Source organism: Streptomyces sp. NPDC055013 (assembly GCF_053608645.1).
Map to the genome: position 1 here is coordinate 170,267 of NZ_JBSGVW010000011.1, position 25,053 is coordinate 195,319.

General features: G+C 70.7%; 19 protein-coding genes. 3 read left to right on the plus strand and 16 right to left on the minus strand.

The features are described 5' to 3' along the window. Positions 1–16 precede the first annotated feature (16 nt). From rplS to proS, 7 genes are all read right to left on the minus strand, one after another. Positions 17–367: a 50S ribosomal protein L19 gene (rplS, locus tag ACWGDB_RS16890; protein ID WP_004924850.1), complete on the minus strand. Its 351-nt coding sequence runs from the start codon at positions 365–367 to the stop codon at positions 17–19. 134 nt (positions 368–501) lie between these two features. Beyond that, positions 502–1,335, minus strand: a complete 834-nt coding sequence (gene trmD / locus ACWGDB_RS16895) for a tRNA (guanosine(37)-N1)-methyltransferase TrmD (RefSeq protein ID WP_453823150.1) — start codon at positions 1,333–1,335, stop codon at positions 502–504. Continuing rightward, positions 1,335–1,886, minus strand: coding sequence for a ribosome maturation factor RimM (rimM, locus tag ACWGDB_RS16900; protein ID WP_453823151.1), 552 nt, complete (start codon positions 1,884–1,886; stop codon positions 1,335–1,337). Before rimM ends, trmD begins: the two co-directional genes overlap by 1 nt. Before the next feature lie 116 nt (positions 1,887–2,002). After that, positions 2,003–2,242, minus strand: coding sequence for an RNA-binding protein (locus ACWGDB_RS16905; RefSeq protein WP_003973401.1), 240 nt, complete (start codon positions 2,240–2,242; stop codon positions 2,003–2,005). Between the two features lie 2 nt (positions 2,243–2,244). Continuing rightward, complete coding sequence (gene rpsP, locus ACWGDB_RS16910; protein WP_427839728.1) at positions 2,245–2,664, minus strand: 30S ribosomal protein S16; 420 nt, start codon at positions 2,662–2,664, stop codon at positions 2,245–2,247. 350 nt (positions 2,665–3,014) lie between these two features. Continuing rightward, positions 3,015–3,611, minus strand: coding sequence for a hypothetical protein (locus ACWGDB_RS16915; RefSeq protein WP_328422929.1), 597 nt, complete (start codon positions 3,609–3,611; stop codon positions 3,015–3,017). Positions 3,612–3,872: 261 nt separating this feature from the next. After that, positions 3,873–5,288 carry a proline--tRNA ligase gene (gene proS, locus ACWGDB_RS16920; RefSeq protein ID WP_453823152.1) on the minus strand — a complete coding sequence of 472 codons (1,416 nt, stop codon included), beginning with the start codon at positions 5,286–5,288 and terminating at the stop codon, positions 3,873–3,875. Positions 5,289–5,484: 196 nt separating this feature from the next. Between proS and ACWGDB_RS16925 the strand changes: the two genes are divergently transcribed. After that, positions 5,485–6,351 carry an SAM-dependent methyltransferase gene (locus tag ACWGDB_RS16925; protein WP_453823153.1) on the plus strand — a complete coding sequence of 289 codons (867 nt, stop codon included), beginning with the start codon at positions 5,485–5,487 and terminating at the stop codon, positions 6,349–6,351. A gap of 3 nt (positions 6,352–6,354) precedes the next feature. Here the strand turns inward: ACWGDB_RS16925 and ftsH are convergent, their stop codons facing one another. The 6 genes from ftsH to nsdA form a co-directional block, all read right to left on the minus strand. Further along, positions 6,355–8,292 carry an ATP-dependent zinc metalloprotease FtsH gene (gene ftsH, locus ACWGDB_RS16930; protein ID WP_453823154.1) on the minus strand — a complete coding sequence of 646 codons (1,938 nt, stop codon included), beginning with the start codon at positions 8,290–8,292 and terminating at the stop codon, positions 6,355–6,357. A gap of 129 nt (positions 8,293–8,421) precedes the next feature. Further along, positions 8,422–9,972, minus strand: coding sequence for a signal recognition particle protein (ffh, locus tag ACWGDB_RS16935; RefSeq protein ID WP_453823155.1), 1,551 nt, complete (start codon positions 9,970–9,972; stop codon positions 8,422–8,424). Between the two features lie 84 nt (positions 9,973–10,056). Beyond that, on the minus strand, positions 10,057–12,504 hold the full coding sequence (locus ACWGDB_RS16940; RefSeq protein WP_453823156.1) for a [protein-PII] uridylyltransferase: 2,448 nt from the start codon (positions 12,502–12,504) through the stop codon (positions 10,057–10,059). A 28-nt stretch (positions 12,505–12,532) separates the two neighbouring features. After that, on the minus strand, positions 12,533–12,871 hold the full coding sequence (locus ACWGDB_RS16945; protein WP_003997576.1) for a P-II family nitrogen regulator: 339 nt from the start codon (positions 12,869–12,871) through the stop codon (positions 12,533–12,535). Further along, on the minus strand, positions 12,868–14,208 hold the full coding sequence (locus tag ACWGDB_RS16950; RefSeq protein WP_453823157.1) for an ammonium transporter: 1,341 nt from the start codon (positions 14,206–14,208) through the stop codon (positions 12,868–12,870). The genes ACWGDB_RS16945 and ACWGDB_RS16950 overlap by 4 nt, the downstream gene beginning before the upstream one ends. Positions 14,209–14,545: 337 nt before the next feature. Continuing rightward, positions 14,546–16,039, minus strand: a complete 1,494-nt coding sequence (nsdA, locus tag ACWGDB_RS16955; protein WP_453823158.1) for a transcriptional repressor NsdA — start codon at positions 16,037–16,039, stop codon at positions 14,546–14,548. A 458-nt stretch (positions 16,040–16,497) separates the two neighbouring features. Between nsdA and ACWGDB_RS16960 the strand changes: the two genes are divergently transcribed. Then, positions 16,498–17,154 carry a bifunctional DNA primase/polymerase gene (locus tag ACWGDB_RS16960; RefSeq protein WP_453823159.1) on the plus strand — a complete coding sequence of 219 codons (657 nt, stop codon included), beginning with the start codon at positions 16,498–16,500 and terminating at the stop codon, positions 17,152–17,154. A 112-nt stretch (positions 17,155–17,266) separates the two neighbouring features. On the opposite strand, the gene ftsY is transcribed toward ACWGDB_RS16960, so the two are convergent. Continuing rightward, positions 17,267–18,478 carry a signal recognition particle-docking protein FtsY gene (ftsY, locus tag ACWGDB_RS16965; RefSeq protein WP_453823160.1) on the minus strand — a complete coding sequence of 404 codons (1,212 nt, stop codon included), beginning with the start codon at positions 18,476–18,478 and terminating at the stop codon, positions 17,267–17,269. A gap of 105 nt (positions 18,479–18,583) precedes the next feature. Here ftsY and ACWGDB_RS16970 point away from each other — a divergent pair, with 105 nt between their 5' ends. Beyond that, a complete protein-coding gene (locus ACWGDB_RS16970; RefSeq protein ID WP_453823161.1) occupies positions 18,584–19,555 on the plus strand; it encodes an LLM class flavin-dependent oxidoreductase in 972 nt (323 codons plus the stop codon). A 147-nt stretch (positions 19,556–19,702) separates the two neighbouring features. On the opposite strand, the gene ACWGDB_RS16975 is transcribed toward ACWGDB_RS16970, so the two are convergent. Together ACWGDB_RS16975 and smc are read right to left on the minus strand one after the other, a co-directional pair. Next, positions 19,703–21,118 carry a sugar porter family MFS transporter gene (locus tag ACWGDB_RS16975; RefSeq protein ID WP_453823162.1) on the minus strand — a complete coding sequence of 472 codons (1,416 nt, stop codon included), beginning with the start codon at positions 21,116–21,118 and terminating at the stop codon, positions 19,703–19,705. A gap of 248 nt (positions 21,119–21,366) precedes the next feature. Next, on the minus strand, positions 21,367–24,975 hold the full coding sequence (gene smc, locus ACWGDB_RS16980) for a chromosome segregation protein SMC (RefSeq protein ID WP_453823163.1): 3,609 nt from the start codon (positions 24,973–24,975) through the stop codon (positions 21,367–21,369). Positions 24,976–25,053 lie beyond the last annotated feature (78 nt).

The following is a 25,053-nucleotide window of genomic DNA, read 5'->3' on the forward strand; positions in this document are numbered from 1 at the left end:
CGGCCCCCTGAAGCGCTCAGTTCTCGCGCTTCTCCTTGATCTTCGCCGCCTTGCCGCGCAGTTCACGCAGGTAGTACAGCTTGGCGCGACGCACGTCACCGCGGGTGACGAGCTCGATCTTCTCGACGATCGGGGTGTGCACCGGGAAGGTGCGCTCGACGCCGACGGAGAAGGAGACCTTGCGGACCGTGAAGGTCTCGCGAACGCCGGCGCCCTGGCGGCGGATCACAACGCCCTTGAACTGCTGCACACGGGAGCGGTTGCCCTCGATGACGCGGACGTGGACGTTGACGGTGTCGCCGGGGCGGAAGGCCGGGACGTCGCTGCGCAGCGACGCGGAGTCGACCGAGTCGAGCAGGTGAGACATTTCGTCTGCTTTCTTCGCCCATGCCACAGGTCATAGGCGGGAGATAGGTTCTTCGTGAGGTTGCTGTTCGCGTCGGGGCGGGCGTCGTGTCCCCCTGTGGCAGGGGCGCATGCCGGACGGCGCACAACAGCGGCCTATTCTTCCACGCCCTCGGTCCTGCGCCAAAATCGGCCGAACCGCTGCCCCTCCGGGTCGGGCATCCAGCCCAGGATGGAGAGCATCTCGCGGTCCTTCTTGTCGAAGGCCTTGGGGTCACAACGCTCGATCAGGTCGGGCCGGTTGGCCGTCGTACGCCTGAGAGCCTCGTCACGCCGCCACCGGGCGATCTTGCCGTGGTGGCCGCTGAGCAGCACGTCGGGGATGTCCCGGCCGCGCCACTCGGGCGGCTTGGTGTAGACGGGGCCTTCCAGGAGGCTCGCCATGGCGCCGGGCGCGAAGGAGTCGTCCCGGTGGGACTCGGCGTTGCCCAGGACGCCGGGCAGCAGGCGTGCCACGGCCTCGGTGATGACCAGTACGGCGGCCTCGCCGCCGGCGAGGACGTAGTCGCCGATGGACACCTCGTGCACCGGCATACGGGTCGCGTACTCGTCGATGACCCGGCGGTCGATGCCCTCGTAGCGGGCCGGCGTGAAGATCAGCCAGGGCCGCTCGGAGAGTTCGACGGCGAGTTCCTGGGTGAAGGGGCGGCCGCTGGGGGTGGGGACGATCAGGCAGGGCCCGCGGGAGCCCGTCTCGTAGCCGTCGGCCAGGACGGAGTCCAGTGCGTCGCCCCAGGGGTCGGTCTTCATGACCATGCCGGGGCCGCCGCCGTACGGGGTGTCGTCGACCGTGTTGTGGCGGTCGTACGTCCAGGTACGCAGGTCGTGCACCTGGACGTTCAGCTGCCCACGCGCGCGTGCTTTGCCGACGAGGGAGACGTTCAGGGGCTCCAGGTACTCGGGGAAGATCGTGACGACGTCGAGCCGCATCAGCCCTCGGCCTCCGCATCGCGGGCCGAGGCGATCTCCGCGTTGTCGTCGATCAGACCCGGCGGCGGGGTGATGACGGCGCGCTGCTCCTCCAGGTCGATCTCGGTGACGATCGCCTCGACGAAGGGGATCATCACCTCGCTCCCGTCGGGCCGCTCCACGATGAAGAGATCCTGGGACGGCAGGTGCGAGATCTCGGTGATACGACCGACCTCGACCCCGTCCACGGTCACCACGTCGAGGTCCATGAGCTGGTGGTCGTAGTACTCGTCCTCTTCCTCGGGCAGCTCGTCCGGGTCGATCTCCGCGATGAGGAGGGTGTTGCGCAGCGCCTCGGCGCCGGTGCGGTCCTTGACCCCCTCGAAGCGCAGGAGGAGGCGGCCGCTGTGGACGCGGCCGGTCTCGATGGTCAGTGGCCCAGTGGCGGCCGGGTCGGTGGCCAGGACGGCGCCGGGGGCGAGCCGCAGTTCCGGCTCGTCGGTGCGAACCTCGACGGTGACCTCGCCCTTAATGCCGTGGGCGCGGCCGATCCGTGCGACTACCAGCTGCACTGTGCTTGCTCTCCTGTCATGCGACTGGCCGTACGGCGGCCATGGACCGCCGTACGACTACGGGCCGGGGACGGCCCAGTGGCCCTCCCCGGCCCGAGCCGGTGCTGCGTTCGGCGTCAGCGGACGTGGTCCACGTCGACGAGGTCGACACGGACACCGCGGCCGCCGATGGCGCCCACGACGGTGCGCAGAGCGCGTGCGGTACGGCCGTTGCGGCCGATCACCTTACCGAGGTCGTCGGGGTGGACCCGGACCTCCAGCACACGCCCGCGACGCAGGTTGCGCGAAGCGACCTGCACATCGTCCGGGTTGTCGACGATGCCCTTCACGAGGTGCTCGAGAGCCTCCTCGAGCATGCTCAGGCCTCGGCCGACGCGGACTCGGCGTTGGCCTCGTCCTTCTTCTCCGCCTTCTTCTTCTGGGTGATGGCCTCACCCTTGCCCTCGTCCTCGCCGCTGAGGGCCTCGAACGTCGGGCGCGCCTTCTTCGGCTCGGCGACGAGCAGCGGAGCCGGGGCGGGCTCGCCCTTGAACTTCTGCCAGTCGCCGGTCTTCTTCAGAATGGCGAGGACGGGCTCGGTCGGCTGGGCGCCGACGCCGAGCCAGTACGCCACACGCTCGGCGTCGACCTCCATCACCGACGGGTTGTACGTCGGGTGGTACTTGCCGATCTCCTCGATCGCACGGCCGTCACGGCGGGTGCGGGAGTCGGCGACGACGATGCGGTAGTGAGGCGAACGGATCTTGCCCAGACGCTTCAGCTTGATCTTGACTGCCACGGGAGTGGGTTCTCCTGGTTTTGACGTGGTTGGGCACGGCGAGACTGCCGCGTGGGGTTGCGGTACCCGAGTGCCCGATGGACGCGTCAGCCGGAGGCGAGAGGGTTCCTGTGCGGCTGTCGAGTACAGCTAGCCATTGTGCCACACCCTGCGGAGCGCTTTTGAGCCGAGGGGGCCGGGAGGGTGCCCGGGCATGACTGAGAGGCACCCGGCGACACGGATGGCGTCGGGTGGGGCGCGCAGGCCGACGCTGCTGGGGTGCCGTCGATACGGCTGGACAACGGCACCCCGGCGTCGACGCCACGTAGTGAACCGGCAGCCACGAGATGCCGGTGTCCGACGAGGCGTCGCTACGCCGCTCCGACCACCTCGGGAATCCGGAACGGCTTCCCGCAGCCGCCGCATACGATCGGCGCCTGCGCCAGCACCGACGGGACGACCCGGACGTTACGGCCGCAGTCACAGACCGCCTTGACGCGGACCCCGCCCCCGGAGGAGCCGTGACGGGCGGCCGGGCCCCGGAAGGTCCTGCTCGTGTCGGCGGAGGTGGCCGCCGTGTGGGCCTTCAGGGCGCGCTGGAGGCGTTCGATGGTCGGGCGGTAGCGGCGCTTGGCCTCGGGGTTGAGCGTGACCAGGGAGAAGCCGCTGCTCGGGTGCGGCTCCTCGGGATGGTCCAGGCCCAGCTCCTCGGCGACGGCGAGGAATCTGCGGTTGTGGTAGCGGCCGGCCCGGGAGGTGTCGCGGACGCCGCGTGCGGCGGCGATGCCATGGACTGCCTCGTGAAGCAGTCGCTCGAAGGAGAGCTCGTGACCGCACGCGGACGACGACTCCCCGATCAGGGACTCTGGCGCGGCGAGATCCGGCAGCTCGGGGTGGTACCGCTGAATGTCGGCCCACGCCTGCGCCAGCTCTGCGGCGAGTACAGGTGGTGTCTGTGTCGTGCTCACGTAATGACAACGAGCCGGAGTGCCGCTGTGTTCCGATTCCGGGGCATCCCAAATAATTTGCACGTACCCGTCAGTTCCGAATGATGCGCCCGGACGAGGGCGGGTGCGCTGATCTGCGGAGAAGCCTCACAGCTCATACCAAGCCGGTGCGTAGCCTGACGTACGCCCCGGCGCGTACGCCCCGTCCACGCGCCGGTGCGACTGTGGTCCGCGAATGCGCAAGAGGCGTTTCGGCCGCTCTCGTTCCACACGGGCGTCGTCTCAGTATGCGCGCGCCACGACGGCGACGTTACCGGGTGCGTCATCGGCGTCCGGCACCGACCCGTCCTCGGCGACCAGACACCGTACGGTCACCGCGTGCTCGGCCAGCCTGACCTCGCCCTCTTCGCCGAGCGTCGCCCACGGGATGCGCGCCCAGCCGCCGGCGACGGCCGCCTCGACGGCCTCCTCGATCGTCGTCACGTCGGTGGTGCGGGACTCGCGGCGCTCGCGGGCCTGGGTCAGCAGCAGCGCCTGGTCCTCCTCGAGGACGGCGGGGAGCAGCCGTACGAGATCCTCGATCGCGATCGGCGTCTTGCCGCCGGGGATGCGGCGGGCCAGCATCGCGGTGCCGTTCTCCAGGTCACGGGGCCCGACCTCGATGCGAACGGGCACGCCCTTGAGCTCCCAGTCGACCGCGCGGCGGCCGAAAGGGGTGTCGGTGCGGTCGTCCACGTGGACGCGGATGCCGGCCGCCTTCAGCCGGTCGCCGATCTCGCGGACCTTGGCCAGAACCGCCTCGTCGCCCTTGATGGCGAGGACGACGGCCTGGATCTGCGCGAGGCGCGGCGGGACCCGCAGGCCGTTGTCGTCGCCGTGCATCATCACCAGGGCGCCGATCATGCGGGTGGTCGAGCCCCAGGAGGTCTGCCAGACCAGTTCCTGGGTGCCGTCCTTCGACAGGTACGAGGTGTTGAAGGCCTTGGCGAAGTTCTGCCCCAGCTCATGGCTGGTGGCCATCTGCAGGGCCTTGCCGTCGCCCATCATGCCTTCGAGCGTGAGGGTGTTGACGGCGCCGGCGAAGCGCTCCTTGACGGTCTTGCGGCCGGGGACGACGTCCATCGCGAGGACGTTCACCATGAAGTCCTCGTAGACCGCGCGGTGGATGTGCGCGGCGAAGTCGCGGGCGTCCTCGTAGCCGGCGTGCGCGGTGTGGCCCTCCTGCCACAGGAACTCGGTCGTGCGCAGGAAGAGGCGCGGCCTGAGTTCCCAACGGACCACGTTCGCCCACTGGTTGATCAGCAGGGGCAGGTCGCGGTAGCTCTGCACCCACTTCGAGAAGTAGTCGTTGATGATCATCTCGGAGGTGGGGCGGACGACCGCCGGCTCCTCGAGCTCCTTGCCGCCGCCGTGCGTGACGACCGCGAGCTCCGGCGCGAAGCCCTCGACGTGGTCCGCCTCGCGCGTGAGATACGACTGCGGGATGAGGAGCGGGAAGTACGCGTTCTGCGTGCCCGTCTCCTTGATCCGGGAGTCCATCTCGGCCTGCATCCGCTCCCACAGCCCGTACCCGTACGGCCGGATGACCATCGTGCCGCGCACCGGGCCGTTGTCGGCCAGCTCCGCCTTGGCGATCAGATCCTGGTACCAGCGCGGGAAGTCGTCCGCCCGTGGCGTGAGTACGGGTGCCTTTGCCATGGCGCGATGGTACGGGTCCACGTTGCCGGAATGTGAATTTTGGCCACGAACGCAGGGATCTCACAAGCCGGGCTCCGCGACCCCTGGACGCAACGACGGGTGCGGAGTTTCCTGGCATACGGGGGGATGTGAGCGCATGTCACGGGGGCCACGGAATCAGGTACAGCGGCAACTCACGGCGATTGGGGCGCTTTAGATGACACCTACGCTCGTGCGGCAGCACCCACCTCATGCGGGCGCGACGCCCCGCGTGAACCCGAGTGCACGCGCGCGTGACTGGTCCGAGATCCAGGAGCGGATGCTGGTTCCGCTCTACGAGGCCGTCTACGAGCGAGTGGAAGTGGGCGCCGGCACCCGGCTGCTGGGTCTGGGCTGCGGCAGCGGCCTCGCCCTGCTGATGGCGGCGTCCAGAGGCGCGGCCGTCACCGGTGTCGAGTCCTCCTCCCACGAACGGCTGGCCCTCGCGCGGCAGCGGTTGCTGCCCGAGGCGTCGGGCACGCGCGCGCATGGCGAGGCACGGCTCGTGGACGGCACGCCCGGCGATCTGGTCGCCGCGGCCGACGCGCGGACGCCCGCGTACACCCTGGTGACCGCGTTCGAGCCCATCGGGTGCCTGGCGGGTGACTCGGAAGGGCTCGGTGAGGCGCTCGCGGCCGTGACGCCGCTCGCCGAGCGGGGGGCGCCCGTGGTGCTCGCCGGCTGGGGTCCGCCGGAGCGCTGCGCCACGTCGTCCGTGCTGCGGGTGGCCACCAAGCTGGCCGATCCCCTGCGCAGTACGGGCAGTTGGCGCCCCGCCCTGCGCGACGACCTGGAGGAGGTCGCCCAGCGCGCGGGCCTCAGGCCCGACGGTTCCGGGCGGGTGGCCTGCCCGTTCGGGTACGCGGACGTCGACAGTGCCGTACGGGGGCTGCTGTCGACGGGGCTGTTCGACGCGGCGATCGCGGCGACCGACCAGGCCCAGGTGGACAAGGAGGTGACGGAGGCGCTGCATCCGCACCTGCGGCAGGACGGCACGGTATGGATGCCGAACGTGTTCCGGTATCTGATCGCCCGCGTGCCCTGAGCCCTACTGGGCGTCGTCCTTCTTCAGCCGCGTGATCCCGGCGATCCGGTACGCCTCGGCCTCCTCCAGCGTCTCGTTCTCCAGCAGCGCCTCGGCCAGGGCGTTCAACTGCCCGCGGTGGTCCCGGAGTTTGCGGCAGGCCTCCTCGTAGCACTCGTCGACGATCCGGCGCATCTCGGCGTCGATCACGTCGAGGGTCTGCGGGGCCGCCGCGAGCCCGTACGCCTGCTGGGCGTCGCTGGGCAGGGCGGACAGCCGGCCCACGCGCTCGCTCATGCCCCAGCGGGCGACCATGGCGCGCGCGATGTTGCTGACCTGTTCGAGGTCGTTCTCCGCACCTGTGGTGACGACCTCGTAGACCACCTGTTCCGCCGCCATGCCGCCCAGGGCACCGATGATCCGCCCGCGCAGGTAGCCCTCCGAGTGCGCGTACCGCTCCACCTCGGGGGTCGACATCGTCACCCCGAGCGCCCGGCCGCGGGGCACGATGGTGATCTTGCGGACGGGGTCGGCACCCGGCTGCAGCATGCCGAGGAGGGCGTGTCCGCTCTCGTGGTACGCGGTGCGCCGGCGGTCCTCCTCAGGCATCACCAGGGTGCGCTCGGCGCCCAGTTGCACCTTCTCCAGGGCCTCGGACAGGTCCGGCTGGGTCACCCGGTCCTGCTTGCGCTTGACGGCGAGGAGGGCGGCCTCGTTGGCGAGGTTGGCCAGATCCGCGCCCGTCATGCCCGGGGTGGTGCGGGCCAGCTGGGTCAGGTCCACGTCCTTGGCGAGCGGGATCTCGCGGGTGTGGATGCGCAAGATGGCCTCGCGTCCCCCGCGGTCCGGCGGTGCGACGTTGACGACCCGGTCGAAGCGGCCGGGCCGGGTCAGCGCCGGGTCCAGGATGTCGGCGCGGTTCGTCGCCGCGATGACGATCACGCCCTCGGAGCCGGAGAAGCCGTCCATCTCCGTGAGGATCTGGTTCAGCGTCTGCTCGCGCTCGTCGTGGCCGCTCACCGACGCGCCGCCGCCGCGCATCCGTCCGATGGTGTCGATCTCGTCGATGAAGATGATCGACGGTGCCACCTTGCGGGCCTCGGCGAACAGTTCCCGGACGCGGGAGGCGCCGACACCCACGATCATCTCGATGAACTCGGAGGCGGAGGCGGAGAAGAACGGCACGCCCGCCTCGCCCGCCACCGCGCGGGCCAGCAGGGTCTTGCCGGTTCCTGGCGGGCCGGCCAGCAGCACGCCGCGCGGCATCTTCGCGCCCATCCTGCGGTAGGCGTCGGGATGCTCCAGGAAGTCGACGACATCGTCCAGCTCGCCCTTGACCTCGTCGATGCCGGCGACGTCGGCGAAGGTCGTGCGCTCCGTGCCCGGCTGGAGCTCCACCGGTTTCGGGGGCGCCTTGCGGCCGAGCATGCCGCCCGCGCCGCCGAGGCCGGCGCCCATCCGCCGGGCGACGAAGATCCAGACGGCGAGCAGCAGCACGATCGGGATCAGGGAGAACAGCAGGTTGGACAGGACGCCGCGCTCCCGCACGACCGGCTCGGCGGTCACCGTCACATCGCGGCTGCTCAGGTCCTGCCAGAGCTCGTCGTCCGCGAAGGCCGGGCGCTGGGTCTTGAACTTGGTGTAGTCGCCGTCGCCGTCGGGGTTGTCCCGGGCGCTCTTGAGTTCGCCCTGGATCGCGTCGCCCTTGGAGTAGATCTTGGAGACGTTGCCGGCGTCGACCTGCCTGCTGAACTCCGTGTACGAGATGGTCGGTTCGTTGCCCCGGTCGAGATAGGTCAGCCCCACATAGGCGAGCAGGAAGACGATCACCGCGGTGAGGAGCAGACCCCACCAGCGACCGCGCATCCGTCGACCGCGGGGGCGCCCGGGCGGCTCGTCCGGCGTGCCCTCGGAGCGCCACGGCTGGTCAGGAGCCTTGCGCGGCGGCGCGGCATTGCTCATATCTGGACGTTACGGCAGATACCGAGCCGTGGCATGCGCTGGGGGCGCCCCCCAGAGCGAGGGGGCGCCCCCAGTGACGCAGGAGACGGGATGGCCGTACGGGACGAGTCAGCCGTACGAAACGAACCGTCAGCCCATGAACTTCTTGAACTCGTCCGGCAGCTCGAAGTCCTGCCCGGCCTGCTGGCCCGGCAGCCCGAAGGCGCCGCCCTCAGCGGCGGCGGCCCGGCGGGCGGCCTCCTCCTGCTCCTGCTGCTTGCGCTTCATCGGGTTGCCGGAGCGCTGCTTGCCCTTGGCCTTCTTCGGCTGCTTCTTCGTCCGGCCGGGACCGCCACCCATGCCCGGCATCCCCGGCATACCCGGCATGCCGCCGCCCTGCGCCATGCGGGACATCATCTTGCGGGCCTCGAAGAACCGCTCGACGAGGTTCTTGACGGCGCCGACCTCGACACCGGAACCGCGGGCGATACGGGCGCGCCGCGAGCCGTTGATGATCGTCGGCTCCTGGCGCTCGGCCGGGGTCATCGACTTGATGATCGCGGCCGTGCGGTCGACGTCCCGCTCGTCGAGGTTGTTGATCTGGTCCTTGATCTGGCCCATGCCCGGGAGCATGCCGAGCAGCTTGGAGATGGAGCCCATCTTCCTGACCTGCTCCATCTGGGCCAGGAAGTCGTCGAGGGTGAAGTCCTGGCCCTTCTTGGAGGCCAGCTTCTCGGCCATCTTCTGGGCTTCGGCCTGGTCGAACGTCTTCTCCGCCTGCTCGATCAGGGTGAGCAGGTCACCCATGTCGAGGATGCGGGAGGCCATCCGGTCCGGGTGGAAGGCGTCGAACTCGTCGAGCTTCTCGCCGTTCGACGCGAACATGATCGGCTTGCCGGTGATCTGCCGGATCGACAGGGCGGCGCCACCGCGGGCGTCACCGTCGAGCTTGGAGAGCACCACGCCGTCGAAGCCGACGCCGTCGCGGAAGGCCTCGGCGGTGTTGACCGCGTCCTGGCCGATCATCGCGTCGACGACGAACAGGATCTCGTCCGGCGAGACCGCGTCCCTGATGTCGGCGGCCTGCTGCATCATCTCCTGGTCGATGCCCAGGCGGCCGGCGGTGTCCACGATCACGATGTCGTGGACCTTGGCCTTGGCGTGCTCGATGGAGTCCTTGGCGACCTTGACCGGGTCACCCACGCCATTGCCCGGCTCGGGCGCGTAGACCGCGATGCCGGCGCGCTCGGCGACGACGCTCAGCTGGTTCACGGCGTTCGGGCGCTGGAGGTCACAGGCCACCAGCAGCGGCGAGTGGCCCTGCTCCTTCAGCCAGCGGCCGAGCTTGCCCGCGAGGGTGGTCTTACCGGCACCCTGCAGACCGGCCAGCATGATCACGGTGGGCGGCTGCTTGGCGAACCGCAGGCGGCGGGTCTCCCCGCCGAGGATCGTGACGAGCTCGTCGTTGACGATCTTCAGGACCTGCTGGGCCGGGTTCAGCGCCTTGGAGACCTCGGCGCCGAGGGCACGCTCCTTGACGTTCTTGATGAACGTGCGGACGACGGGCAGCGCCACGTCCGCTTCGAGGAGGGCGATGCGGATCTCGCGCGCGGTCGCGTCGATGTCCGCCTCGGAGAGCCGTCCCTTGCCGCGCAGGTTCTTGAAAGTCGCTGAGAGGCGATCGGAAAGAGTATCGAACACGGCGCTCGCGGTCCTCGGGGTCGGTGGCGGCTGGCAATCGCCCTCCAGGGTATCCCGGCGGCACAGGTTGCCGGGATCCCCCGTTCAGCCCCGCAGTGTCTCCTCCAGCTTGCGGGCCACGGATGCCGCCTCTTCCCTGGGCAGCGGAGCCCCCTCCGGCCCTGTGACATAGAACGCGTCGACGGCGTTGGCGCCCAGGGTGCTGACATGGGCGCTGCGCACCCGCACGCTCGCGTCCTCCAGCGCCCGGCCGATCCGGAACAGCAGCCCGGGAGCGTCCTGGGCCCGTACCTCGATCACCGTGGCCAGCCGGGAGGCGGCCGGATGGACGGACACCCTCGGTGGCGGCGCCACCACGCCCCGGCGGCGCGGATACGCCGCGTCCCGCTCGGCCAGACGGCCCGCGATGTCCAGTGAGCCGTCCAGGGCGCGTACGAGGTCGGCGCGCAGCCGGGCGGCCTGCGGCAGGGAGCCGTACTCGGCGGCGACCCGCCAGTTCAGCAGCAGGACGGAGCCGTCGACGCCGTCCGGGAGATCCAGGGCGCGCAGTTCCGCGGTGCGGACGGTCAGTCGGTGCATCGCCAGAACGCCCGCCACGGCCGGCAGCACGCCCGGCTGGTCCGGTACGGCGATGAGGAGCTCCACGCCGAGCGGCTCGGGGTCGCCAGCAGGCTGCTCCTCGATCGGCGGCTCGGTCTGGGCGCGCAGCCCCAGCACCGGGCTGCCGGTGGCGATCGCCTCCAGGGCGAGCCGCTCCTGCTCGGCGGTCGGCGCGGCGGCCTCGGGCTCGTCGGGGTCGTCCCCGGCGAGTACGGCCGCGACCCGTTTCACCAGGTCGGCGACCAGGGAGCCGCGCCACGACGACCACGCCGCCGGACCGGTGGCCAGGGCGTCCGCCTCGGTCAGGGCGTGCAGCAGCTCCAGCGTGCCCTGCGAGCCGACGGCCTCGGCGACCGAGCGCACGGTGGCCGGGTCCTCCAGGTCGCGCCGGGTGGCCGTGTCCACGAGGAGCAGGTGATGGCGTACGAGGGTGGCGAGCACGGTCACGTCGTCGCGGTCGAAGCCGATGCGCCCGGCCACGTCCCTGGCGATGATCTCGCCGGCCACCGAGTGGTCGCCGGGCCAGCCCTTGCCGATGTCGTGCAGCAGCGCGGCGACCAGGAGGAGGTCGGGGCGGTGGACGCGGCGGGTGAACTCGGAGGCGCGCACGGCCGTCTCGATCAGATGCCGGTCGACGGTCCAGATGTGCACGGCGTTGCGCTGCGGACGGCAGCGGACCCGCTCCCAGTCGGGCAGCAGGCGGGTGATCAGCCCCTCGGCCTCCAGCGCCTCCCAGACGTCGACGGTGGGGCTGCCGGAGCCGAGCAGGGTGACCAGCTGCTCGCGCGCCTCGGCGGGCCAGGGCGTGGGCAGCGGGCGGACGGTGGCAGCCATGCGCCGAACGGCGTGCAGGGAGAGCGGGAGTCCGGCCTGCGCGGCGGCGGCCGCGGCGCGCAGCGGAAGCACGGGGTCGCGTTCGGGGCGCGCGGCGCGGGCGAGCACCACCTCCCCGTCCTGCTCGACCACGCCCTCGGCCAGCGGGGAGCGCTCGGTGGTCGGCTTCCCACCACCCAGCATGGCGCGCAGACGGGGCCGCACGGCGCGAGAGCGCAGTACGCGTCCCACTTCACGCCACGTGACATCACTCGCATACGAGATGACCCGCGCCGCCTCGTACACCTGCCGCAGCAGCGTGTCGGCGTCGAGCAGGCCGAGCTCGGCGGCGACCTGGTCCTGCTCCTGCAGTGCGAGCCGGTCGGTCGCGCGCCCGGTGGTCAGGTGCAGGGCGTCCCGCACGTCGAGCAGTCGGCGCCGGGCGTCGTCGAGGCCCTCGCGCGGGGCGTCGGCCAGCCAGGAGGCGGCGACGGCGCGCAGGATCGTGGCGTCCCGCAGGCCACCGCGGGCTTCCTTGAGGTCGGGTTCCAGGAGGTACTGCAACTCGCCCTGCCGCTCGGCGCGCTCGGCGGACAGCTCCTGGAGTTCGGGCAGCCGCCTGGGCGCCTGGTTGCGCCAGTCGGCCAGGACCGCCGTCCGCAGCCCGGCCGTGAGTCCCAGGTCGCCCGCGATGTGCCGGGCGTCCAGCAGGCCCAGCTGGACCTTGAGGTCCTCGCCGGCCGTCTTGCGGGCCTCGGCGGGGGTGCGCACGGAGTGGTCGAGGGCGAGGCCGAGGTCCCAGACCGGGTACCAGATGCGGTCGGCCAGCGCGGCCACCGCCGTGCTGTCGCCGCCGTCGTGCAGCAGGAGCAGGTCCAGGTCGCTGCGCGGGGACAGCTCGCCGCGGCCGTATCCGCCGACGGCGATCAGGGAGACCCCGCGCAGCCCCTCGGCGCCGGCGGCGAACAGGCCGGTCAGCCAGTCGTCGGTCAGTTCGGCGAGGGCGGTACGGCGCGGCGGCCCGGACCGCGCCCCCTCGGTGAGGAGGCGCAGCCGGGCCGCCGCATAGCCGCTGGGTCCCGAGTCCTCTGCATCCTTACGAACGTCCGTACCCGTCACCCAGCGACTCCTGTTCTGTTGCCCTGCTTCAGAGCGCGTCCGGGCCGCGCTCGCCGGTGCGGACCCGTACGGCCGTCTCGACCGGGAGGGACCAGACCTTGCCGTCACCGATCTTGCCGGTGCGGGCGGCCTTGACGATGACGTCGATCAGCTGCTCGGCGTCGTCGTCCTCGGCCAGGACCTCGATTCGGATCTTCGGGACCAGGTCGACGGTGTACTCGGCACCGCGGTAGACCTCGGTGTGGCCCCGCTGACGACCGTAGCCGCTGGCCTCGGTGACCGTCAGGCCGTGCACGCCGAAGGCCTGGAGGGCTTCCTTGATCTCGTCGAGCCGGTGGGGCTTGACGACGGCGGTGATGAGCTTCATGCGTCCACCTTCTTGCTCGCGGCCGCGGCGACCGGTGCCGGGCCGGCGGCGGTACGGGCGGCACCGCCACCGGCGCCACTGAAGTCGTATGCGGTCTCGGCGTGCTCGGCCTGGTCGATGCCGGCGACCTCGTCGTCCTCGGGGACCCGCATTCCGATGGTCTTGTCGAGGATGAAGGCGAGGAGCGCGGAGACGATCAGCGAGTAGGCCAGGACTGCGAAGACACCGGCGCACTGCTTCCAGAACTGGGTCAGGCCACCGCCGTAGAAGAGGCCCTCGACCGTGGACTGGCCCTTGCCGCTGGCGAAGAGGCCGACCAGCAGGGAGCCGACGACACCGCCGACCAGGTGGACACCGACGACGTCGAGCGAGTCGTCGTAGCCGAGCTTGTACTTCAGGCCCACGGCCATGGCGCACAGCAGACCGGCGATGGCGCCGACGGCGATCGCGCCGAGCGGGCTGACCGCGCCACCGGCGGGAGTGATGGCGACCAGACCGGCGACCGCGCCGGAGGCGGCGCCCAGCGTGGTGAACGCGCCGTGGCGGATCTTCTCGTAGATGAGCCAGGCCAGCATGGCGGCGGCAGTGGCGACCTGCGTGTTGACGAACATCAGCGCGCCGACGCCGTCGTCGTTGCCGAGCCACGAGCCCGCGTTGAAGCCGAACCAGCCGAACCACAGCAGACCGGCGCCGAGCATGACCAGCGGGAGGCTGTGCGGACGCATCGGGTCCTTCTTGAAGCCGACGCGCTTGCCGATGACGAGGATCACGCCGAGCGCCGCGGCACCCGCGTTGATGTGGACCGCCGTACCACCGGCGAAGTCGATCACACCGAGCTCGAAGGCCCAGCCGCCGGCACCCCAGACCCAGTGCGCGACCGGGAAGTAGACGACCGTGGCCCACAGGGCGACGAACAGCGCCCACGCGGTGAATTTCACGCGGTCGGCCAGTGCGCCGCTGATCAGGGCCGGCGTGATGATCGCGAACATCAGCTGGAAGACCAGGAAGACGAAGATCGGGATGGTGTATCCGTCCCACAGCTGCGTCAGGCCGATGTTGCTGAGGCCGACCCAGTCCGAGTTCCAGCCGATGAGGCTGCCGGAGTCGGTGCCGAACGCCATGGAGAAGCCGTACAGCACCCACAGGATGGTGACGATTCCCAGGCTGATGAAGCTCATCATCAGCATGTTCAGGGTGCTTTTGACGCGGACCATGCCTCCGTAGAAGAAGGCCAGGCCCGGGGTCATGAGCATCACCAGGGCGGAACAGATGAGCATGAAACCTGTGTTCGCGGCAGAGAGCTCCGTCTCTGCGGCAAGCGTGATGGCTGGGGCCATCGGCGTCTCCTCGTCATTGGTACGGCCCCGTGCGGGCGAAGCCTGAGCGGATTGAGGGGTGGGCCGGTTATGCGCCATGAGATTGGCGCAGCGCGGTTTCGGTCGAAGCCCCTCGTTGTTTCGCCGCCGTGACGAAGGCGCCTTGCGTGTTACGCGTCGATGAACTGCCTGATCTCCGGCTGTCGGATCGTTATCGTGGCGCAACCTTCACTGAAGGTACGCAGGACCGGCCGCGGGCGGCCTTCCGATGACCTGGCATGGGGGAGCCGAGTCGGGCAGTTCGGGAGGGCCGGCCGCGGCCGGGGTTCTGGGGTTTCGCGGGATTCGCCCGCGGTCGTCAGACCGCTTCCGCGGTCTCCGGCAGCTCCACGGCGAGCTTGTCCGTCAGGTCCACGACCTCGGCGAGATCCCCGAAGTCGCGCACGGCCGTGTCCACCGTCTTTCGAATACGAGTGTTGACGCGCTCGGAGCGCACCTTTTTGGCGACCTGCATGGCGTGCTCGGCGTACACCGCGCTCTGCCCGGGCTCGCGGCGCAGCAGATGCACCGTGGCCATGCCGATGAGGTTCAGCGCATACGACCGCTGGTGCTCGCCGTCCTTCGCGAACAGGTCCACGGCCTGCTGCATGACCGGCTCGGCCAGCGAGGCGTACGTCGGGCTGCGGCCGGCGACATAGGCGAGGTCGCGGTAGGAGTGGGAGTTCTCGCCGTAGAGCTCGGCCTCGGAGAAGAAGCGGATCCAGTCGGGGTCCGGCTCGTCCCACTCGTCGGACTCGGAAAAAGTGTCCTCGGCCATCCGGACCGCCCGCTTGCACTTGCCGGGCTGGCCCATGTTGGCGTAGGCGCGGGCCTCCATCGCATACAGCATCGACTGGGTGCGCGGGCTCGCGCAGTCCCGGCTGCCGTACTGCGCGAGGTGGATCAGCTCCAGGGCGTCGTCGGGCCGGCCGAGGTGGATCATCTGGCGGCTCATGCTGGACAGGATGTACGAGCCGAGCGGCCGGTCACCGGCCTCCTTGGCGGCGTGCAGCGCGAGGACGAAGTACTTCTGGGCGGTGGGCTGGAGCCCCACGTCGTACGACATCCAGCCGGCCAGCTCCGCCAGCTCGGCGGCGACCTTGAACAGCTTCCTGGTGGTGGCCTCGGGCTGGGGCTCCTGGAGCAGGTCGGTCACCTCGTGCAGCTGCCCCACGACCGCCTTGCGGCGCAGGCCGCCGCCGCACTGGGCGTCCCACTGCCGGAACATCACGGTGGTGGACTCCAGCAGGTCCAGCTCGGGCTTGGACAGCCGGCCACGCGCGCGGGAGGACGGGACGGGCCGGGACTCCTGGCGCGGGGCGGACGGCGCGGGGACCAGCCAGCGCTGCATCGGCTCGATGAGAGCCGGGCCCGCAGCCAGGGCCAGCGAGCTCCCGAGGAAGCCGCGCCGCGCCAGCATCAGGTCGCTGCGCGAGAACTCGCTGAGCAGGGCCACCGTCTGCGGACCCGTCCAGGGCAGGTCGACTCCGGACACGGAGGGTGACTGGCGGGCGGCGCGCAGGCCGAGGTCCTCGACGGAGACGACGCAGCCGAACCGCTCCGAGAACAGCTCGGACAGGATCCGCGGGATCGGCTCGCGGGGGTTCTCACCGTCGAGCCAGCGGCGTACCCGCGAGGTGTCGGTCGAGATGTGGTTGGCACCCAACTGGCGTGCGCGGCGGTTCACTTGGCGGGCCAGTTCGCCCTTCGACCAGCCGCTGCGCACGAACCAGGACGCGAGCAGCTCGTTCGGGCTCTTGGCAGCGTGCGCTGCGCCACCGGCGCTCGTACCGCTTCCGCTGTTGCCGCTCACTGGAACGCCCCCATCCCTTGGACCACTTGTCACCGAGTGCGCCAAGCCCTATCAGAATGCCGGTAAATACGGTCTCCCGTCCGGCAGTTGTCACCCTTCGAACGGAAAGCCGACTTGCCCCCGGCATACCCACAAGTGCATGTGCCCCGAGGTCCCGTGCACACACGGTAATCCTACGATCACGCCTCCAGCCATGGCGATCCGGGAAACGCCACCATTCGCCACCCCTTCGAATGAACTAACGTACGCCGCCACGCGATTCACTTGACATAGGACGGCCGGAAGTGGGCGGAGCGAAGCACCCCGAGGCGCGCGTCGCCGAGTCCACAACCCTGGATGCTTCCAAGCGCCGTGTGAACCGAACGGCGCCGGAGGGTAACCGGCTCCCCAGGAACACATAGGGTCACGTTCCGGTTTCGCGCCGTAACCACCGGCGCGCTGGACCCGTTGGAGGGGGCATGGGCTTCACGATCGGCGGCATCCGGGAGATCCGGTCCGGCACGCGTCGACGCGGCCGCGCCTCGGAGTGCACCGCCGTCGCCGAGTTCACCGGGCTGTGGGGCTGGGACGTGGCGCCCGGCGCGCGAGCCGCCGCAGGCGCCTGCTCGTGCGGCCGCTCCGACTGCGGCGCACCCGGCGCACACCCCCTCGACTTCGCACCGCAGATCCCGGCCGGGGCCACGCTCGACGAGGTCGCCAAGGCGTGGTCGGAGTTCCCGGGTGCCTCGGTGATGCTGCCGGTCGGCCGGGCGTTCGACGTGATCGAGGTGGCCGAGCCGGCCGGACGCCGAGCGTTGGCCCGACTCGAGCGGATGGGTCTCCCCCTCGGCCCGGTCACCGCCACGCCCGAGGGCCGCGCCCAGTTCCTCGTCGCCCCGGGCGCCGCCGCCGAGCTCCCCGAGCTCCTCTACCGCATGGGCTGGGACGACCCGACCCACCTCGACCTGCGCGGCCTCGGCCCCGGCACGTCCATCACGGCCCCGCCGTCCGACCGGGGCGGACTGGGACCGGTGCGCTGGCTGCGGGCGCCCCAGCTGGACACGACCACGAAGCCACCCGCCGCGCGACTGCTGCTCGGGACCCTGGCCTACGTGGCACATCGGTCGCGGGCCTAGCACGTACCAACGGGCACAACCGTCACACTCGTACACAGCGAAGCGCCCGTCCCCCAACTGCACCTTGGGAGGCGGGCGCTTCTTCGATTCGAGCAGGTACGAATCTCGTAGGTCACTCTCCGATAAGGGCATCCACGAACGCCTCCGGCTCGAACGGCGCCAGGTCGTCGGCGCCCTCGCCGAGTCCGACCAGCTTCACCGGCACGCCCAGCTCGCGCTGGACCGCGATCACGATGCCGCCCTTGGCCGTGCCGTCCAGCTTGGTGAGCACGATGCCGGTGATGTCGACGACCTCGGCGAAGACACGGGCCTGGACCAGGCCGTTCTGCCCCGTCGTCGCGTCCAGCACGAGCAGCACCTCGTCGAGCGGCGCGTGCTTCTCGACGACCCGCTTGACCTTGCCGAGCTCGTCCATGAGGCCGGTCTTGGTGTGCAGGCGCCCGGCGGTGTCGATGAGGACGACGTCCGACCCCATCTCCTTGCCCTCCTTCACCGCGTCGAAGGCGACGGAGGCGGGGTCGCCGCCCTCCGGCCCGCGCACGGTGTAGGCGCCGACCCGCTCGCCCCAGGTCTGCAGCTGGTCCGCGGCGGCGGCACGGAAGGTGTCGGCGGCGCCCAGCACGACGCTGCGGCCGTCGGCCACGAGGACGCGGGCGAGCTTGCCGGTGGTGGTGGTCTTGCCGGTGCCGTTGACGCCGACGACCATCACGATGCCGGGCTTGCTGGTTTCCGGCTCGGTCTTGACCACACGGTCCATGTCCGTGCCGATCAGCTTGAGCAGCTCCTCGCGCAGCAGGCCGCGCAGCTCGTCGGGGGTGCGGGTGCCGAGCACCTTCACGCGTTCACGCAGCCCGTCGACGAGCTCCTGGGTGGGCTGCACACCGACGTCGGCGGTGAGCAGCGTGTCCTCGATCTCCTCCCAGGTGTCCTCGTCGAGGTGCTCGCGCGACAGAAGCGTGAGCAGTCCCTTGCCGAGGGCGGTCTGGGAGCGGGAGAGCCGGGCGCGCAGCCGGATCAGGCGGCCGGCGGTGGGCTCCGGTACCTCGATCTCGATCGGCGGGGGCTCTTCGACGACGGGCGGTTCCTCGACGGCGACCCCGGTCGAGCCGTCGGGAAGATCCACCTCCTCTATGGTCCGGCGCTCTTCGTCGCGCGGTGTCTCGGCCTCGTCGCCGACGTGCGGCTCGGCCGGAGGGGCGGTGATGTCGGGGGCGGCGGGCGGCGGCGGGGGCAGCTGCTTCTTGCGCCTGCTGCCGATGATGAGCCCGCCGAGCGCGCCGAGCACGACCACGGCGATGACTACAGCAAGGATGACGATGTCCATAACCCGTCCAGTATCGGCCATGGAGCCCGGCGACACCGCTCTGGATGTCTGACACACCGTCAGCTAACGTCCGCCTTCACACCCGCCCGGTGAAGGGGGACCCCCATGCCCGTCACGGTCGTACGCTTCAACCTCGTCGAGCCCGACGCGACCCCCGCCTCACTCGCCGCCCGCTACCGGGCGGCCCTCGAGATGGCCGCGTACGCCGACGAGCACGGCATCACCACCGTGCAGACCGAGGAGCACCACGGCGCCGACAACAACTGGCTGCCGTCCCCGTTCGCCTTCGCGGCCGCGGTCTTCGGCGCGACGCGCCGCCTCGCCGTCACGGTCTCGGCGATCATCGGCCCCCTGCACGACCCGCTGCGGCTCGCCGAGGAGATCGCCGTACTGGATCTGCTGAGCGGCGGCCGGCTGGTGACGGTCGCCGGGATCGGGTACCGGCCCGAGGAGTACGCCCTGTTCGACGTGGACTGGAAGCGGCGCGGAAGGCTCCAGGACGAACTGCTGGAGACACTGCTGAAGGCCTGGACCGGCGAGCCCTTCGAGTACCGGGGCCGTACGGTACGGGTCACGCCGCGCCCGTACACCGATCCGCACCCCCTCCTGCTGGTCGGCGGCTCCTCGAAGGCGGCCGCCCGCCGGGCCGCCCGGCTCGGCCTGCCGTTCTTCCCCAGCGCGCATCTGCCGGAGCTGGAGGCGTACTACAAGGAGCGGCTCGTCGAGTACGGCACCGAGGGCTGGACCATGATGCCGGCCGCCGAGACGCCGCTGCTGCACGTGGCCGAGGATCCCGACCGGGCGTGGGCGCAGTACGGGAGGCACTTCCTGCACGAGGCACGGACGTACGCCTCCTGGCAGTCCGGCGACATCCGGTCGGCGGTGAAGTCGGGGGCCTCGACGGTGGAGGAACTGCGCGCGGAGGGCGTGTACCGGATCGTGACGCCGGAGGAGTGCGTGGCGCTGGGCCACGCCAACTACGTACTGCACCCCTTGTCCGGCGGGATGCCGGTGGAGGAGGGGTGGCGGAGCCTGCGGTTGTTCTGCGAGCGGGTGCTGCCGGGGCTCGGTGACTGATCCCGTCGTCTGCGGTGTCGTGTCCCCTCGCACACGACACCGCCGCCCCGGCTCGGGCAGTGGCCGAGCCGGGGCGGCGGCGGGGTTACGGGGAGAGGGGCAGCGGGGATTGGGCCCTTCCCCCCGAGTCCGGGGAGCCTTGGAGGCTCAGCCCATCTCCTCCAGCTTCTTGCCCTTGGTCTCGGGCACGAACTTGAGAATGAAGGGGATGGAGAGGAAGGCGAACACCGCGTACATGACGTAGGTGAGCGACAGGTTCCAGTCCGACAGGTCCGGGAAGGTGATCGTGATCACCCAGTTGGCGATCCACTGGGCCGAGGCGGCCACACCGAGGGCGGCGGCACGGATCTTGTTCGGGAAGACCTCGCCGAGCATGACCCAGACGACCACGCCCCAGGACAGGGCGAAGAAGAGGACGAAGGCATTGGCGGCGATCAGCGCGACGTAGCCCTGCGCGGTCGGCAGCGGATCGCTGCCGTTCTGGAAGGAGAAGGCCCAGGCTGCCGCCGCGAGGGAGATACCCATGCCGACGGAGCCGATGAGGGCCAGCGGCTTGCGGCCGATGCGGTCGACGAAGATCATCGCGATCACGGTGCCGATGATGTTGATGATCGAGGTCTCGAACGAGTAGAAGAACGAGCTCGACGGGTCGACGCCCACCGACTGCCACAGCAGGTTCGAGTAGTAGAAGATGACGTTGATGCCGACCAGCTGCTGGAAGACGGAGAGGCCGATACCGATCCACACGATCGGCAGCAGGCCGGCCCGGCCGCCCAGCAGGTCCTTGAACGTCGACTTGTGGTCGCTCTTCATGGCCTGCTCGATCTCGGTGACGCGGCCGTCCAGGTCCACGCCGCCCTCGACGTCGGCGAGCACCTTCTTCGCGTCCTCGGTACGGCCGACGCTGATCAGGTAGCGCGGGGACTCGGGGATGGCGAACGACAGCAGACCGTAGACGATGGCGGGCACGAGCATCACGCCGAGCATCCACTGCCAGGCCTCCAGGCCCGCGACGGTCCCGCGCTCCTCGCCGTCGGCCATGTTGAGGATGGCCCAGTTGACGAGCTGCGAGACGGCGATGCCGATGACGATGGCGGCCTGCTGGAAGGAGGCGAGCCTGCCTCGGTACGCGGGCGGGGCGACCTCGGCGATGTAGGCGGGGCCGATGACCGAAGCCATACCGATGGCGATGCCGCCGAGGACACGCCAGGCGGCGAGGTCCCACGCGGCGAACGGGAGGCCGGAGCCGACGGCGCTCACAGCGAACAGCACCGCCGCGATCTGCATGACGCGGATGCGGCCGATGCGGTCGGCTATGCGGCCGGCGATTGCGGCGCCGAGGGCGCTGCCGAGCAGGGCACTGGCGGCGACGGTGCCGGTGACGCCGGAGCTGAGGTCGAACCGGGCCTGGATGCCGCCGTTGGCTCCGTTGATGACGGAGCTGTCGTAGCCGAACAGGAAGCCGCCCATGGCGGCCGCCGCGGTGATGAAGACGACGTGCCCGAGATGTTCGGGGTGCGCCGTCCTCGCTCCTGCCGTGGATGCCTGCGCTGTGCTGGTCACGTGTACTCCTCGGGCGCCGGCAACGCTGCCGGGTGGGGGGTCAGCCGCTCCAAGTAGTGATACCTGAAGTTAAAAGCAACGTTGCAGAGACTATGCCTTCAAGTATCGAAGTCAATACCCAGGAAGCTGTGACCTTGGAGACGCGAGCAAGTGAATTGTGTTCACTTCTTGAAGTGAAGGTGAAGGCAATGGCGGAGGCTAGGTGGAGGCGAAAGTTGATCGCGCCCGAAGGTCGGCAGTGACCGGCGTCAACGCAGTCGCTGGCTGATGACCTTTGACACCCCGTCACCCTGCATGGAGACGCCGTACAACGCGTCGGCGACCTCCATCGTGCGCTTCTGGTGGGTGATCACGATCAGCTGCGAGGCCTCCTGCAGCTCCTGCATGATGCGGATCAGCCGCTGGAGGTTGGTGTCGTCGAGGGCGGCCTCGACCTCGTCCATGACGTAGAACGGGCTCGGGCGGGCCTTGAAGATCGAGACCAGCATCGCGACGGCGGTGAGTGAACGCTCACCACCCGAGAGCAGCGACAGCCGCTTGACCTTCTTGCCGGGCGGACGCGCCTCGACATCGACACCCGTGGTGAGCATGTTGTCGGGATCGGTCAGGATCAGCCGTCCCTCGCCACCGGGGAACAGCCGGCTGAAGACGCCCTCGAACTCCCGGGCGGTGTCCCGGTAGGCCTCGGTGAAGACCTGCTCGACGCGCTCGTCGACCTCCTTGACCACCTGCAGCAGGTCGGCGCGGGTCTTCTTCAGGTCCTCCAGCTGCTCGCTGAGGAACTTGTGCCGTTCCTCCAGCGCCGCGAACTCCTCCAGCGCGAGCGGATTGACCTTGCCGAGCTGCTGGTAGGCGCGCTCGGCGGCCTTGAGCCGCTTCTCCTGTTCGCCCCGGACGAAGGGCTTGGGCTGGTTGCGGGGATGCTCGGGGTCCTCGGGGAGCTGCTCGCCCTCGGCGGCCAGGGACGGCGGAACGAGCTGGTGGGGCCCGTACTCGGAGACGAGCCCGGCGGGCTCCACGCCCAGCTCCTCCAGCGCCTTGGTCTCCAGTTGCTCGATCCGCATCCGCTTCTCGGCGCCGAGGACCTCGCCGCGGTGGACGGAGTCGGTCAGCTTGTCGAGCTCGGCCTTGAGGTCGCGGCCCTCGTTCCGGGCGACGGTGAGCTCCTGCTCGCGGCGCGCCTTGGCGGCCTCGGCCGCGGTGCGCTCCTCGTCGGCGCGGGCGAGGGAGACCTCGACGTGCGCCAGGAGCTGCCGGGTACCGGAGGCGACGGCTTCCGCGACGGCCGCCTCGTGGCGCAGCCGGGCCCGCCGCTGCTCGGCACGCGCGCGTGCCTCGCGTTCGGCGCGGGCGGCACGGTCGAGGGAGTCGGCCCGTCCGGCGAGCCCCTTGACGCGCTCCTCGTGCGTACGGACCTGGAGCCGGGCCTCCATCTCGGTCTGCCGTGCGTTGGCACCGTCGGCGGCCAGACGGTCCCGTACCGACGTGTCGGGCTCCTCCTCGACCGGCATCTCCTCGGCGACGGCCAGCCGCTCGGCCAGTTCCTCGGCCTCCTGGAGGGCCTTGTCGAGCGAGTCCTGCGCCCGCGCGGCGGCGGCGACGGAGCGCTCCGCTTCGCCGGCCGCGCCCCTCGCCTGGCCTGCGAGCCGGCCGAGCTGCTGGGCGACCGCCGACTTCTCCCGGTCGGCCGCCCGGCGCCGCTCCCCCAGCTCCTCGACCAGCCCGGCGCACTCCTTGCGCCGCTCGGCAGCCGCGTGCTGGGCCTCCGCGAGTTCCTCGCACCGCACTGCCAGCTCTTCCAGCTCGGCGGCGGCCTCGTCCACAGAAGCCTGTACTTCGAGGAGGCTGGGGGCGCCGGCGGAGCCGCCGTGGGCGAAGTGAGCGCCGAGGAGGTCGCCTTCTGCGGTCACGGCGGTGAGGTGGGGGTGGTTGTAGACGAGGTCTTCGGCGTCTTCGAGCGTGCCGACGACGACGATGCCGTGCAGGAGGCGTCGTACTGCCGGCATGAGGTCGGAAGGCCCGCGGACCAGATCCGCCGCGTGTTGTTGGGTGCCGTCCGCGAGCTCGTCGTCGCTGGTCGCGCCCTGCGGCGGAGCCGCGGATTGATACAGCCCCGCGCCCCTTTGCGGCGCCTCCGGTGACCCGGCGAGCAAGAGTGACGCCCTTCCGCCGTCCTGCTTCCGCAGCATGCGGATGGCGTCCGCCGCCGCCGAGGGTGAGGTGACCGCCAGGGCGTCCGCCGCCGCGCCGAACGCCGCCGCCAGTGCCACCTCGTGGCCCGGCGTCACCGTCAGCAACTCCGCCGCCGGGCCCAGCAGGCCGGCGAGGCGGTCCCTCGCGCCCAGCAGCGCGCCCGTGCCGTCCTTTCGCCGCAGGCCGAGCGCCAGCGCCTCGTGGCGGGCCTGCGTCGCGGCGCGGCCCCGTTCCGCCACGGTGGCCGCCTCGCGGGCTGCCGTGAGGGCCGCCTCGGCCTCGGCGAGCTGCTGCTTGGTGGCCTCGTGCTGATCGGCGAGTTCCGCGTCGCCGGCGTCCAGGCCGTCGACCTCGGCCTTCAGCGCCTCGTACTCCTCCTGGGCGGCGAAGGCCCGCTCCTGGGCCTCGTCCCGTGCGGCGGCCAGGCGGTCGATCTCGGCCTGGGCGGAGGCCGCACGGGAACGGGCCGCGTTAACTTGCCCGTTCAGCCGGGCGAGACCCTCGCGGCGATCGGCGATGGCGCGGGCGACGTCCTTCAGGCGCCGTTCTTCCTGCGTGAGATCGCGTTCCAGCTCCGCGCGGTGCGCGACCGTGTCCTCCAGGGCTCGCTCGGCCGCCTCCAGGGCCGCTTCGAGCTCGGCCTCCTGCTCGCGGATGCGGGCGGCCTCGCGCTCCATGTCCTCGGGGTCGCGGCCCCGCCGTTCCTCCGGCGGCGCGGAGGTCGCGCTCTTCACGCGTGCGTCGGCCAGCGAGATCGTGCCGCGCACCCGCTCGGCGAGCTGGGACAGTTCGTACCAGGTCTGCTGGGCCCGCTGCAGGCGCGGCGTGAGCTGCCGTACCTCGTCCTCCAGGAGTCCTTCGCGCTGGAGCGCCTTCTTCAGCTCCTGCTCGGCGGCCTCCTTGCGCTCCTTCAGCGCGGCCTCGTCGGCGACCTCGGTCTGGAGCGCCTGCCGGAGCCGTACGAGATCGTCGGCGAGGAGGCGGAGGCGGGCGTCGCGCAGATCCGCCTGGATGACGGCGGCCCGGCGCGCCACCGCCGCCTGGCGGCCCAGGGGCTTGAGCTGTCGGCGCAGCTCGTCGGTCAGGTCCTGCACGCGCGCGAGGTTGGCCTGCATGGCGTCCAGCTTGCGGAGCGCCTTCTCCTTGCGCTTGCGGTGCTTGAGGACGCCGGCCGCCTCTTCGATGAAGGCGCGGCGGCCCATCGGGTCGGCGTGCAGGACGGAGTCGAGCTGGCCCTGGCCGACGATGACGTGCATCTCGCGGCCGATGCCGGAGTCGGAGAGCAGTTCCTGGATGTCGAGGAGGCGACACGTGTCGCCGTTGATCTGGTACTCGCTGCCGCCGTTGCGGAACATGATCCGCGTGATGGTGACCTCGGCGTACTCGATGGGCAGTGCGCCGTCCGAGTTGTCGATGGTCAGCGAAACCTCGGCTCGGCCAAGTGGCGGACGGCCGGTCGTGCCGGCGAAGATGACGTCCTCCATCTTGCCGCCGCGCAGCGACTTGGCGCCCTGCTCACCCATGACCCAGCTGAGCGCGTCCACCACGTTGGACTTGCCCGAGCCGTTCGGTCCGACGACGCACGTGATGCCCGGCTCGAACCGGAGCGTGGTCGCCGAGGCGAACGACTTGAACCCACGGAGGGTCAGGGCCTTGAGGTGCACGCCGCTGGACTCTACCGTCCGCCTCTATCTCGCTCCATGAACCCGCGGTTTCACCGATGAACGTGCAGGGCACACCAG